At 64.3% G+C, this 12,517-nt stretch carries 12 protein-coding genes; 2 read left to right on the top strand and 10 right to left on the bottom strand.

All coding sequences use genetic code 11. The annotated features are described in order from the left end of the window. Positions 1–40 precede the first annotated feature (40 nt). The 7 genes from DJ029_RS04870 to aptA all read right to left on the bottom strand — a co-directional run bounded on the left by DJ029_RS04870 (position 41) and on the right by aptA (position 7,223). Positions 41–955 carry an ABC transporter permease gene (locus DJ029_RS04870; protein WP_112321174.1) on the bottom strand — a complete coding sequence of 305 codons (915 nt, stop codon included), beginning with the start codon at positions 953–955 and terminating at the stop codon, positions 41–43. 210 nt (positions 956–1,165) lie between these two features. Next, positions 1,166–1,960 carry an ABC transporter ATP-binding protein gene (locus DJ029_RS04865; protein WP_112321173.1) on the bottom strand — a complete coding sequence of 265 codons (795 nt, stop codon included), beginning with the start codon at positions 1,958–1,960 and terminating at the stop codon, positions 1,166–1,168. A gap of 10 nt (positions 1,961–1,970) precedes the next feature. After that, the gene (locus DJ029_RS04860; RefSeq protein ID WP_112321172.1) at positions 1,971–2,345 is read right to left on the bottom strand and encodes a hypothetical protein; all 375 of its coding nucleotides are present in this window, start codon (positions 2,343–2,345) and stop codon (positions 1,971–1,973) included. A gap of 7 nt (positions 2,346–2,352) precedes the next feature. Then, positions 2,353–3,813, bottom strand: coding sequence for a dihydropyrimidinase (gene hydA / locus DJ029_RS04855; protein WP_112321171.1), 1,461 nt, complete (start codon positions 3,811–3,813; stop codon positions 2,353–2,355). Between the two features lie 54 nt (positions 3,814–3,867). Continuing rightward, a complete protein-coding gene (locus DJ029_RS04850) occupies positions 3,868–4,374 on the bottom strand; it encodes a hypothetical protein (RefSeq protein WP_112321170.1) in 507 nt (168 codons plus the stop codon). A 110-nt stretch (positions 4,375–4,484) separates the two neighbouring features. Then, positions 4,485–5,735 carry a Zn-dependent hydrolase gene (locus DJ029_RS04845; RefSeq protein ID WP_112321169.1) on the bottom strand — a complete coding sequence of 417 codons (1,251 nt, stop codon included), beginning with the start codon at positions 5,733–5,735 and terminating at the stop codon, positions 4,485–4,487. Between the two features lie 159 nt (positions 5,736–5,894). Next, positions 5,895–7,223 (bottom strand): omega-aminotransferase AptA, encoded by a 1,329-nt coding sequence (aptA, locus tag DJ029_RS04840; RefSeq protein WP_112321168.1) that lies wholly within the window; start codon positions 7,221–7,223, stop codon positions 5,895–5,897. Between the two features lie 134 nt (positions 7,224–7,357). On the opposite strand from aptA, the gene DJ029_RS04835 reads away from it, so the two are divergent. Beyond that, on the top strand, positions 7,358–7,984 hold the full coding sequence (locus DJ029_RS04835) for a TetR family transcriptional regulator C-terminal domain-containing protein (RefSeq protein WP_112321167.1): 627 nt from the start codon (positions 7,358–7,360) through the stop codon (positions 7,982–7,984). Between the two features lie 36 nt (positions 7,985–8,020). Here DJ029_RS04835 and DJ029_RS04830 read toward each other — a convergent pair whose 3' ends face one another. The 3 genes from DJ029_RS04830 to DJ029_RS04820 form a co-directional block, all read right to left on the bottom strand. Beyond that, a complete protein-coding gene (locus DJ029_RS04830; RefSeq protein ID WP_112321166.1) occupies positions 8,021–8,791 on the bottom strand; it encodes an ATP-binding cassette domain-containing protein in 771 nt (256 codons plus the stop codon). Continuing rightward, positions 8,791–9,855 (bottom strand): ABC transporter permease, encoded by a 1,065-nt coding sequence (locus DJ029_RS04825; protein WP_112321165.1) that lies wholly within the window; start codon positions 9,853–9,855, stop codon positions 8,791–8,793. The genes DJ029_RS04830 and DJ029_RS04825 overlap by 1 nt, the downstream gene beginning before the upstream one ends. Before the next feature lie 177 nt (positions 9,856–10,032). Continuing rightward, a complete protein-coding gene (locus tag DJ029_RS04820) occupies positions 10,033–11,067 on the bottom strand; it encodes a sugar ABC transporter substrate-binding protein (protein ID WP_112321164.1) in 1,035 nt (344 codons plus the stop codon). A 177-nt stretch (positions 11,068–11,244) separates the two neighbouring features. Here DJ029_RS04820 and DJ029_RS04815 point away from each other — a divergent pair, with 177 nt between their 5' ends. After that, positions 11,245–12,456 (top strand): ROK family transcriptional regulator, encoded by a 1,212-nt coding sequence (locus DJ029_RS04815; RefSeq protein ID WP_112321163.1) that lies wholly within the window; start codon positions 11,245–11,247, stop codon positions 12,454–12,456. Positions 12,457–12,517 lie beyond the last annotated feature (61 nt).

The raw sequence follows: 12,517 nt of genomic DNA, 5'->3' as shown, positions 1-12,517 counted from the left end.
ACGGCCCCGATCGCCGTGGGAATTGGCCCGGAATATCCTGTCATCGCCCGAACCCCATGCGCCGCAATGTCATGTTCTGCGCGATCCCGATGATGCCAACCAACGCGGCCGCCACGATCGCCGCCCCGAACAGGGCGGACCAGATCTGGACCGTCTGCCCGTAATAGCTCCCCGCCAGCAGGCGCGCGCCAAGGCCCGCAACTGCGCCGGTCGGCAACTCGCCCACGATCGCCCCGACCAGGCTGGCCGCGATCCCCACCTTCAGGGACGGGAACAGATAGGGCAACGCCGCGGGCAGGCGCAGCTTCCAGAAGGTCTGCCAGCCGCTCGCGCTGTAGGTCTTCAACAGGTCCAGCTGCATCAGGCCGGGGCTGCGCAAGCCCTTCACCATGCCCACGACCACCGGGAAGAAACTCAGGTAGGCGGAAATGATCGCCTTCGGCACAAGCCCCGTGATCCCGACCGAGTTCATCACGACGATGATCATCGGCGCGATCGCCAGGATCGGAATGGTCTGACTGGCAATGGCCCAGGGCATGAAGGACGCGTCCATCACCCGGTTATGCACGATCCCCACCGCCAGAAGGATGCCCAGCCCCGTGCCCAGCGCAAAGCCGAGCAACGTCGCCTCCAGCGTGATCCAGGCGTGGTAGACCAGGCTGCGCTTGGAACTGAGGCGCTTGCCCACGGTCGTATCCCAAAGCTCGGCGAAAACCTGGGCCGGCGCAGGCAGGCGCGGCTTTTCCTGAACGTAGGTCCCCGGGATAAGCCCCGGATTGCGCAGCGTCAGCCACAGCGCGCTGGCGTCGCGGATATTGCCCTCTGGCAACACCACCTCGGCCCCCGCGCGCTGCGCCTGGGAAACTTCCCATTTCATGTTCATCGGCGGCACGGCCGCCATCCAGAGCAGCCAGAACCCCGCCAGCACCACCAGGATCGCAAGCCCCCCCCTCATGCGCGCGCCCCCACTTTACTCACCAAATACTCCCGCCGGAGGCATTCTTTTCCCCGGCGCGCCAGAAGTTTTCTTGCCTCCGGCGGGAGTATTTTAAGAGTAAAGTAAGCATTTAGGATTTTAGATAAATGCACGGTACAGGCTGGAGAGCCGATGACCGTGAGTGAAGTCGGTCCCTCGTTCCGGTCACGGGGCGGGGGGCTGCTTTTTTCAGACATCATCGCCATGTCCTGCGCGCAGGCCCTCGCGGACGCGGTGGGCGATTTCGATGAATTCCGGGCTGTCGCGGATATCGAGCGGGCGTTCCTTCGGCAGCGGGCTTTCGATGATATCGGCGATCCGGCCGGGGCGCGGGCTCATCACCACGATCTTGGTGGAAAGGTAGACCGCCTCGGGGATCGAGTGGGTGACGAAGCCGATCGTCTTCTCCGTCCTGGCCCAGAGGGCGAGCAGCTGTTCATTCAGCCGGTCGCGCACGATTTCGTCCAGCGCGCCGAAGGGTTCGTCCATCAGCAGGATGTCCGCGTCGAAGGCCAGGGCGCGCGCGATTGAGGCGCGTTGCTGCATGCCGCCCGACAGCTGCCAGGGGAATTTCTTCTCGAAGCCGGAGAGTTCGACGAGGTCCAGCACACGCGCCGTGCGTTCGGCCTGTTCGACCTTGCCCAGTCCCATGATTTCCAGCGGCAGGCGGATGTTTCCGCCGATGGTCCGCCAGGGGTACAGTCCGGCGGCCTGGAAGACATAGCCGTAGGCGCGCGCGCGGCGCGCTTCCTCGGGACTTGTTCCGTTGATGGTGATGCTGCCGGACGTCGGCGTTTCCAGATCCGCCATGACCCGCAGGAAGGTGGTTTTCCCGCAGCCGGAGGGGCCGATGAAGGAAACGAACTCGCCCTTTTCGATGGTCAGATCGATGTCCTTCAAGGCGTGGACCGGGCCATCGCCGGTCTGGAAGGTCAGGTTCAGAGCGCGGGCTTGAATTACCGGGCCAGCTTCCGTCAGGCTCATATCAGACATCCTATGACCACCAGAAGAGCTGAAAGCTGAGACAAAAGTAGCTCACCGCGATCAACGATGCAGAACCAAATATTAGTAGCGAGTTCCTCTGCTCCAACCATTCAGGGCGCCAGTTAAACAGCCCATAACTATCCTCCTGATTGTTCCGACTCTCCATCCTCAAACTAGTCCATCTGCGGGTCACGTTTGCCCAAACTGAACAAAATAGAGCGGCTGCATTCATTGCTATGAAGAACGCAAAAATTCCGGGCGCGCCCCTACCGATTTCGATGGCCTTGGGAACACCTGCGAGCGCCACAATCAAGCTTCCGCTGGCGGCGGCCTCGAGCATTGAAACCGTCGCATTGTCGATCGTAGCCCGGATCTCTTTCGACATCCTTCCTTCAAACCCCGGCCGGGATGTTCAACGGGTCACGTCGGACCATGCGCGGGGAGTTCAGTTCCTTCCACTGGCTCAGCGCCTTCGCGGCGGAGCTGAACGCCGGGCGGGGCACGAACTTGCCGCGGCCCGGCTGCGGCTGGGAGTTCTGGCCCCAGGCCCAGATCACGTCACCGCGCGACAGGGTGTAGCGCGCCTGGGCCAAGACCTCGATCCCTTCCCAAACCGAGTAGTCCAGCACCGACTTGTGGGTGGAGGCGGACAGCGTCTTCTTCAGCTTGGGATCCCAGACCGTGATATCCGCATCCGCACCCGGCACCAGCGCGCCCTTCTTGGGGTAGATGTTCAGGATCTTCGCGATATTGGTCGAGGTCACGGCGACGAATTCCTCAGGCGTCAGGCGCCCGGTTTCCACCCCGAAGGTCCAGAGCACGGCGAGGCGCTCCTCCACCCCCGTGGTGCCGTTGGGGATCAGGCAGAAATTGTCGCGCCCAGCGCGTTTCTGCTCGGTGTTGAAGCCTGCATGATCCGTGGCCACCACCTGGAGAGAGCCTGACGCCAGCCCGGCCCAGAGCCCGTCCTGGTGTTCCTTGGAGCGGAACGGCGGGCTCATCACCCGGCGAGCGGCGTGGTCCCAGTCCTTGTTGAGGTATTCGCTGTCGTCCAGCACCAGGTATTGCGCCAGCGGCTCACCATAGACCCGGTGGCCCTTCTGGCGGGCGCGGCGGATGGCTTCATGGGCCTGCTCGCAACTGACGTGCACGATGTAAAGCGGCGTGCCCACTGCGTCGGCGATCATGATGGCGCGGTTCGCGGCCTCTCCCTCCACCTCGGGCGGGCGGGAATAGGCGTGGCCCTCGGGGCCGGTGATGCCCTCGGCCAGCATCTTCTTTTGCAGAAGGTCCACCACATCGCCGTTCTCGGCATGCACCATGGGCAGCGCACCCAGCTCCTTGCAGCGCTGGAAAGAGGCGAACATCTCGTCATCCTCGATCATCAGCGCGCCCTTGTAGGCCATGAAGTGCTTGAAGGAATTCACGCCCATGTCGACGGCGTCCTTCATCTCTTCGAAGATGTTCTCGTTCCAGCCGGTGACGGCCATGTGGTAGCCGATGTCCGAGCAGATCTGCGGCGCGGACTTGCGGTGCCACTCGTTGATCGCGTTCTTGATGCTGCCGTCCTCGCCCGGAAGGCAGAAGTCGATCAGCATCGTGGTGCCGCCCGCGGCAGCGGCCCAGGTCCCAGATTCGAAGGTTTCCGCGGCAGTGGTCCCCATGAAGGGCATTTCCATGTGCGTGTGCGGATCGATCCCGCCGGGGATGACATAGGCGCCTTCCGCGTCGATCACCTCGTCGCCCTTCAGGTTCTCTCCGATCTCGGCGATGGTCTCGCCCTCGATCAGGACGTCCGCGGTGTACTGACGATCGGCGGTGACGATGGTGCCGCCTTTTATGACCTTGCTCATGGGATGCCTCCTGTCGGGTGGCCCCCGCCGGGTGGCGGGGGCTTTGGGTTTGTCTTATTCGCAGTCGATCTGGCCGATTGCCTTTGCCGAACCGTTCAGCGTGAAACCGGTGCGGAAGTTTTCGCGTTCGGGGCTTTCGAACACCAGCCGGTTGCCCTTGGCCAACGCATTGCCGATCCTCTGGGCAAGGCGGCCCTGGTAGTACATGCCCTCCTCGTTATAGCTGAGTTCGCGGGATTCCTGTTCGAATTCGATCTTGTCGCCGGTGCGTACGGTGATCGACACGGGGAAGGTATCGCCGCCGAACTTCTCACGGTCCGCGACGCGGCGCGACAGGCGGAAGATGCGGTTGTTGTTGGCCGGGGCGCAGAGCACCTCGAGCACGTAGCCACGAGAGCCGCGGGCATAGGCGACCTCGGAATAGGCGCCGCGCAGGTCGGTGCTTTCCCCGTTCGCGTCCAGGTAGCCGATATGCCAGGAGCTGATGTCCATCTCGGCCACGGCAGGCGCGGCCAGAAGGGCGGCAAGCGTGCAGCAGGCGGCGGTCAGGGTATGTTTCATGGGTCTTTCATCCTTTCGGGTTGGTCATGCCTGACCCTAGCAAGCCATATCCGGTCACGGGTGTCACCTTCCGTTTCAACAGCGTAATCCTCGGGCGGATATCCACACGATCACGCGATGACCCCGGCGGTTTCCACCACCGCGTGGAACAACACGTTGGCCCCGGCGGTGGCCCAGTCCTTGCTGATTTCCTCGGCCTCGTTGTGGGACAGACCGTCGACGCAGGGGCACATGACCATCGCCGTGGGCGCGACCCGGTTGATCCAGCACGCGTCATGCCCCGCGCCGGAGATCAGGTCGCGGTGCGAATAGCCCAGCCGCTCGGCCGCGTTGCGCAGGGCGGTGACGCAGCCTTCATCGAATTTCACCGGATCGAAGCCGCCGACCTTTTCGAAGGAGACGCACAGCTCCATGTTGTCGCAGATCCGCCGCGCGCCGTCGCGCAGGCGCTGTTCCATGTCCTCGATCACCGAAAGCTCGGGCGAGCGGAAATCGACCGTGAAGACCACCTTGCCGGGGATCACGTTGCGCGAGTTGGGATAGACGTCGATATGCCCCGCCGCGCCCACCGCGTGGGGCGCATGGGACCAGGCGATTTCGTCGACCAGGTTCAGCACGCGGGCCATGCCAAGCCCGGCGTTGCGGCGCATCGGCATGGGGGTGGAGCCGGTGTGCGCATCCTTGCCGGTGATCGTCACCTGCGTCCAGCTCAGGCCCTGACCGTGGGTGACGATGCCGATGTCCTTGTTTTCCGCCTCCAGGATCGGGCCCTGTTCGATGTGCAATTCGAAGAAGGCGTGCATCTTGCGCGCGCCGACTTCTTCCTCGCCCCTCCAGCCGATGCGGGCCAACTCATCACCGAACTTCAGGCCCTTGGCGTCTTCGCGATCATAGGCCCAGTCAAGGGTGTGAATGCCCGCGAAGACCCCGGACGCCATCATCGCCGGGGCGAAACGGGTGCCTTCCTCGTTGGTCCAGTTGGTGGCGACGATGGGGTGCTTCGTCTTGATGCCCAGATCGTTGAGCGTGCGGATGACCTCCAACCCGCCGAGGACGCCGAGAATGCCGTCATACTTCCCGCCCGTGGGCTGCGTATCGAGGTGCGAGCCGACATAGACCGGCAGCGCGTCAGGATCGGTCCCCTCACGCCGGGCGAACATGTTGCCCATCTGGTCGAGGCCCATGGTGCAGCCCGCATCCTCACACCATTTCTGGAACAGGGCGCGGCCCTCGCCATCCTCATCGGTCACGGTCTGGCGGTTGTTGCCGCCGGCAACACCCGGACCGATCTTCGCCATCTCCATCAGGCTGTCCCAAAGCCGGTCGCCGTTGATCTTCAGGTTTTCTCCGGGGGCTGCCATGCGGTCATACTCCTTCGTTCAAGTCATCCGGCGGAGGCCCGTGCCGGGCCATTTCCCTTGCCCCCATAGCTGCTTACGCAGCCATGGGGCCCGTGGCGCCGATATTCAGGGGGCACCGGCGATCCGTGGGGATTGCGCAGCGGGTCGCGTTCTCAACAGTCACTCCAAGCCTTTCAGCACGTCCGCCAGCGTTCCGATCAGTTGGTCGATATGGGCTTTTTCGATGATCAGTGGCGGCGACAGGGCGATGATGTCCCCGGTGGTGCGGATCAGGCAGCCTTTCTCATAAGCCTTGAGAAAGGCGCTGAACGCCCGCTGGGTCGGCGCGCCGGCGATCGGCTCAAGCTCAATCGCGCCAATCAGGCCCATGTTGCGGATATCGATCACATTGGGCAGCCCCTTGAGGCTGTGCAGCGCATCCTCCCAATAGGGGCCAAGTTCCGCCGCGCGGGTCAGAAGCCCCTCGTCGGCATAGGTTTCCAGCGTGCCAAGCCCCGCGGCGCAGGCCATCGGGTTGCCCGAGTAGGTATAGCCGTGGAACAGCTCGATCATGTGTTCCGGGCCCTGCATGAAAGCGTCGTGGATCTCGGCCGTGGTCAGGACCGCGCCCATGGGGATCACGCCGTTGGTCAGGCCCTTGGCGCAGACGATCATGTCGGGCATCACGTCGAAATACTCGGCCGCGAAGGGCGCGCCGAGGCGGCCGAAGCCGGTGATGACCTCGTCGAAGATCAGCAGGATGCCGTATTTCTTCGTGATCGCGCGCAGCCGCTCAAGGTAGCCCTTGGGCGGCATCAGCACGCCGGTGGACCCGGCCATCGGCTCGACGATCACGGCGGCGACCGTCTCGGGGCCGTGCAGGCCAACGATGCGCTCAAGCTCGTCCGCCAGTTCCGCGCCATGCTCGGGCTGGCCGCGGGTCCAGGCGTTGCGCGCCAGGTCATGGGTGTGGGGCAGATGGTCCACCCCGGTCAGCAGCGTGCCGAACATCTTGCGGTTGGGCACGATCCCCCCGACGGAGATGCCGCCGAAGTTGACCCCGTGATAGCCCCGCTCACGCCCGATCAGGCGGAAACGCTGCCCCTCGCCCTTGGCGCGGTGATAAGCGAGCGCGATCTTCAGCGCGGTTTCCACCGACTCGGAGCCGGAGTTGGTGAAGAACGCGTGCTCGAACGGCTCAGGGGCCAGGTCCACCAACCGGTTCGCCAGCTCGAACACTTTCGGGTGGCCCATCTGGAAGGCGGGGGCGTAGTCCAACTCCTCGGCCTGTTCCTGGATCGCCTTGACGATCTTCGGGCGCTTGTGCCCGGCGTTCACGCACCACAGGCCGGCGGTCCCGTCCAAAATCTGGCGGCCATCGGCGCTGGTGTAATGCATGCCCTCAGCGCTGACCAGCATGCGGGGCGCGCTCTTGAACTGGCGGTTCGCGGTGAAGGGCATCCAGAACGCCCGCAGATCATTCGGCGCCACCGTTGTGCGTGTGGACATGTTTCCCCCTCCCCTGTTGCGGCAATTGCGCGCCGCGCTGGCTTGTGCCACTGTTCATTTGACCAATCGGTCAAAAACCACGCTAGCCAAAGTCCAAGGCCAGTCAAGAGAGAACCACCAGAAGGAGGGGGCGGTTGGCCCGCGCGGAAAGCACCAGGACCCCAACACGCATTCAGCGCGAAAAGACCGAGGCAATCCTGGCGGCGGCGCTGGACATCTTTGCCGCCGAGGGGTTTCGCGGCGCCACGCTGGACCAGATCGCCGAGGCGGCGGGCCTGTCCAAGCCAAACCTGCTCTACTACTTCGACAGCAAGGAAGCCATCCACCAGACGCTGCTGGAACGGCTTCTGGACACCTGGCTCAACCCGCTGCGCCAGATCGACCCGGCGGGCGACCCGCTGAAGGAACTTGGCGCCTATATCCAGCGGAAGCTTGAGATGAGCCGCGACATGCCCCGCGAAAGCCGCCTCTTCGCGAACGAGATACTGCGCGGCGCGCCGCATATGTCCCCCGCCACCATGGCCGCGCTGAAGGCGCTGGTGGACGAGAAGGTTGCGATCATCAATGGCTGGGCAAAGGCGGGGCGGATCGAGGCGCTGGACCCCTATCACCTGATCTTCTCGATCTGGGCGACGACGCAGCATTACGCGGATTTCGAGGTGCAGGTGCGCGGAATCCTGGGCCCATCCGAAGACGGACACCACCACGACGCCTCGGCTTTTCTGAGCCGCCTTTACACGCGGGGCCTGACCCCCGGGTGATGGACCCGGCCACGGGGGCCGGGCCGGGGGGGTGGCTTAGGCGGCCACCGTCTCGGGTTCCTTCGCGCCGGTCATGAAGGCCACCGCGTCCGACATCGTGTAATCGCCGGGCTTGATGACCGTCAGCCGTTTACCAAGGCGGTGGATGTGGATGCGGTCCGCCACCTCGAACACATGCGGCATGTTGTGGGAGATCAGCACGATCGGGATCCCGCGAGAGCGCACATCCTGGATCAGTTCCAGCACGCGGCGGCTTTCCTTCACTCCCAGCGCCGCCGTCGGCTCGTCCAGGATGATGACCTTGGAGCCGAAGGCGGCGGCACGGGCCACCGCCACGCCTTGGCGCTGGCCACCCGACAGGGTTTCCACCGCCTGGTTGATGTTCTGGATCGTCATCAGCCCCAGTTCGCTCAACTTTTCGCGGGCGAATTTCTCCATCGCCTTTTTGTCCAGCTGGCGCAGGTACTTGCCCATGAAGCCGGGTTTGCGCAACTCGCGGCCCATGAACATGTTGTCGGTGATCGACAACGCAGGCGACATGGCGAGGGTCTGGTAGACCGTTTCGATCCCATGCTCGCGCGCATCGTTGGGCGAGGAGAAGCGCACCTGCTTACCTTCCAGATACACCTCCCCCGCATCCGGGATCACCGCGCCGGACACCGCCTTGATCAGGCTGGACTTGCCCGCGCCGTTGTCGCCGATCACGGCCAGCACCTCGCCGGGGTAAAGCTCGAAGTCGCAGTGGTCGAGGGCGGTCACGCGGCCATAGCGCTTCACCAGGTTCTTGCCTTGAAGAATGGGTTCCATCACGAAGATACCTTTCTGATCCACTGGTCCACGGCGACCGCACAGATGATCAGCAAGCCGATCAGCAGATAGGTCCATTGCGCATCCGCCCCCATCAGGCGCAGTCCGAGGGTGAACACACCCACGATCAGCGCCCCGAACAGCGTTCCCATGATCGAGCCGCGCCCGCCAAACAGCGAGATCCCCCCGATCACCACGGCGGTGATGCTTTCGATATTCGCCAACTGCCCCGACGTGGGCGAGACGGAGCCGATCCGCCCGATCAGCGCCCAGCCCGCGAAGGCGCAGATCAACCCGGCCAGCATGTAGACCGAGATCAGCGTCCGCTTGACGTTGACGCCCGAAAGCTCTGCCGCCTCGGGATCGTCGCCGACGGCATAGACATGCCGCCCCCAGGCGGTCTGCTTCAACACGTAGGAAAGCGTCAGGACGAGCAGTACCATGAAGATGACGCCCACCGTGAGCACTGCGCCGCCGATGTTCACCTTGGCGCCGAACAATTGCAGCAGCGGGGCGTTTTCCGCGATGTCCTGCGCGCGGATCGTCTCGTTCGCGGAATAAAGGAAGTTGGTGGCCAGCACGATCTGCCACATGCCCAGCGTCACGATGAAAGGCGGCAGCTTGACCTTGGCCACCAACCAGCCGTTCACGAAGCCGCAGGCGGTGCCGACCATCAGGCCCGCCGCCACGGCGACCGCGGGCGGCAGCCCGTAGCGAAAGGTGAACTGCCCCATGACGACGGAGCTGAAGACCATGATCGCGCCGACGCTCAGGTCGATCCCGGCGGTCAGGATAACAAGGCTCTGTGCGGCAGCCACGATGCCCACGATCTGCACCTGTTGCAGGATCAGGGTCAGCGCAAAGGGAGAGAAGAACTTCGAGCCCAGAAGAAGCCCGAAAACGACGATCGACGCGACCAGCACGATCAGCGGCACCATGGCCGGATTGACGTGCAGGACATGCTGGATATTGCCCAGGAAGCCGCGGCTGTGATCCTGGAACTCTGCCAGCTTGTCAGAAGTCCCGCCGCGTGAGGCGGCTTCATAGTTCTCGTTAGACATCATCCCCTCCTGGTTTCCGGGGATGCGGAGTCCGCCCCCGGTGTGGACGTGCAGTTCATGGCTGCCGTTCCTGATTTGTATCTTGGTCGCGGGTCGTCAGGTTTCGGGGGCCAGCCAGGCAAGGTGGCCCCCGCAGTCGTTGCACCAAGGGCAGGCGTCAGCCGCCTGCCCCGTCGGGGCTCAGCCCCAGCAAAGCTCCATCCCTTCGGCGACGGAGATGCTTTCGACGCCGTCCACCGGCTTGTCGGTCACAAGCGCGACACCGGTGTCGAAGAAGTCCTTGCCGGGGGTGTTTTCCGGCTTGGACCCATCCGCGGCCCAATTCGCGATCGCCTCGATCCCGAGCGACGCCATCAGCAGCGGATACTGCTGACTGGTCGCGCCGATCACACCGTCAGCGACGTTCTGCACACCCGGGCAGCCGCCATCCACGGACACGATCAGCACGTCGTTTTCGCGGCCCAGGGCTTTCAGCGCCTCATAGGCACCTGCGGCGGCAGGCTCGTTGATGGTATAGACGACGTTGATCGTGGGATCCTGCGCCAGAAGGTTCTCCATCGCCTCACGGCCGCCTTCCTCGGCGCCGCTGGTGACGTCATGACCGACGATGCGCGGATCATCCTCGTCGCCCCAACGGTTCGGATCGCCCAGGTCGACGCCGAATCCCTCAAGGAAGCCCTGGTTGCGCAAGACGCCAACCGTCGGCTGCGAGACGTTGATGTTGAGCAGACCGATCCTGGCGTCCGCCGCCGCGGCGCCAAGCTGCCCCTTGGCCCACTGGCCGATCAGTACGCCGGCCTTGTAGTTGTCGGTGGCGAAGGTTGCGTCGGCGGCATCAGCGGGGCTGAGCGGCGTATCCAGCGCAATCACGAGCAGCCCGGCGTCCCGTGCCTGCTGCACGGTCGATGCGATCGAGGACGGGTCGGACGGTGTCAGCAGGATACCCTTCGCGCCGTCAAGAATGCAGGTCTCGATGGCCTGTACCTGGGTATCGTGGTCCCCATCGAACTTGCCGGCGAAGGTCTTCAGATCGACGCCCAGTTCCTCGGCCTTGGCGGTCGCACCCTCCTTCATCTTCACGAAGAAGGGGTTGGTGTCGGTCTTGGTGATCAGGCAGGCGCTGGTGGTGTGCGCGTCGGCCATGGCCCCGGTTCCGGCCAGACCGGCAAGAAGCGCGCCAGCAGCGCTGCCAAGGGCGATTTTACGGATGTTCATGTAGTCCTCCCATTATCTTTTTTGCACGAGGTTCACGGGCGGGCCCGCGTCTGTTTCGCGTGACAAGCACATAGGCTTCCGGAGATTCTGTCAATAAGTAAATTCGTTTGATTTATTATCCCCCCTGCCATAGCGTGACCTCCAGGCGGCGGGAAAAGCCCTGAAAATGTTGGAAACATGGCCCTAAAGACGGAAATCGCGGACATCAGCGGCGGTGCCAACCAGGCGCGCGTGCGCGCGCACAACGAGCGGCTGGTGCTCAGCCTCGTGCGGCGTCACGGCAGTCTGTCCAAGGCCGAGATCGCCCGCCGCAGTGGCCTCAGCCCGCAGACCGTGACCATCATCATGCGCGCGCTGGAAAAGGACGGGCTGCTGCTACGGGGGCAGCCGATACGGGGCAAGGTGGGTCAGCCCTCGATCCCGATGTCGCTGGATCCGCAGGGGGCGTTTTCCTTCGGGCTGAAGATCGGGCGGCGCAGCGTGGACCTGATCCTGATGGATTTCACCGGGCAGATCCGCGACCGCCTGCACGAAACCTACACCTTTCCGACGCCCGGCCAGATCGAGCGGTTCGTCACCGCCGGCGTCGCGCGGCTGACGCACGCACTGCCGGAAGCGTCCCGCCAGCGGATCGCGGGCCTTGGCGTCGCGATGCCCTTCGAGCTGTGGAGCTGGGCCGACACGCTCGGCGTCCAGCGTGAGGACATGGAGGCCTGGCGGACCTACGACGTGACCGAAGCGCTGGCCGAAGCGACCGGCCTGCCCGTGTTGCTGCAGAACGACGGCACCGCCGCGGCGGGGGCCGAACTGCTGTTCGGCAACGGGCGCAGCAGCGCGGATTTCGCCTATCTCTTCATCGGGCATTTCATCGGCGGCGGGCTGGTCATCGACAGCACGCTCTATTCCGGCCCCAGCGGCAGCGCGGGGGGCTTCGGTACGATCCGCGTCGGCGGCAAGGGCGGTGAGCGGATCTCGCTTCTGAACGGCGCGTCGCTGCACCTGCTGGAAACCGCGCTGAGCAGAAGCGGCGGCGACCCGGGGCAGCTTTGGGACAACCCCGAAAACTGGTCGGTTGCGGGGCCCGCGCTGACCGAATGGGTCAACACCACCGCCGGCTGCATCGCGGAGGCGATCGTCTCCACCCTGTCGATCATCGACTTCCCGCAGGTCATCATCGACGGCAACCTGCCGGGAAACGTCCGCACTGCCGTGGTGCGCGCCACGCGCAGCGCGCTTGAGGGCTACGACCTGTCCGGCATCCGCCCTTTCGAGGTCAGCGAAGGCGTGCTCGGGCACAACGCCAAGGTGCTCGGCGGGGGCAGCCTGCCGATCATGGCGCGCTACCTGGTGGACAACAAGGTGCTTTTCACAAGCCCGGCAACGGCTTAAGGTCCCTCCCACAACCACATCCGCAGCGCATACCGCTTTTCGACAGGGGTCGATCAGCGAC

This window comes from Oceanibium sediminis (assembly GCF_003265325.1).
Lineage (GTDB): Bacteria > Pseudomonadota > Alphaproteobacteria > Rhodobacterales > Rhodobacteraceae > Halovulum > Halovulum sediminis.
Note: the sequence above shows the minus strand (reverse complement) of the source record. Positions and strands in the feature narration are given on the sequence as shown.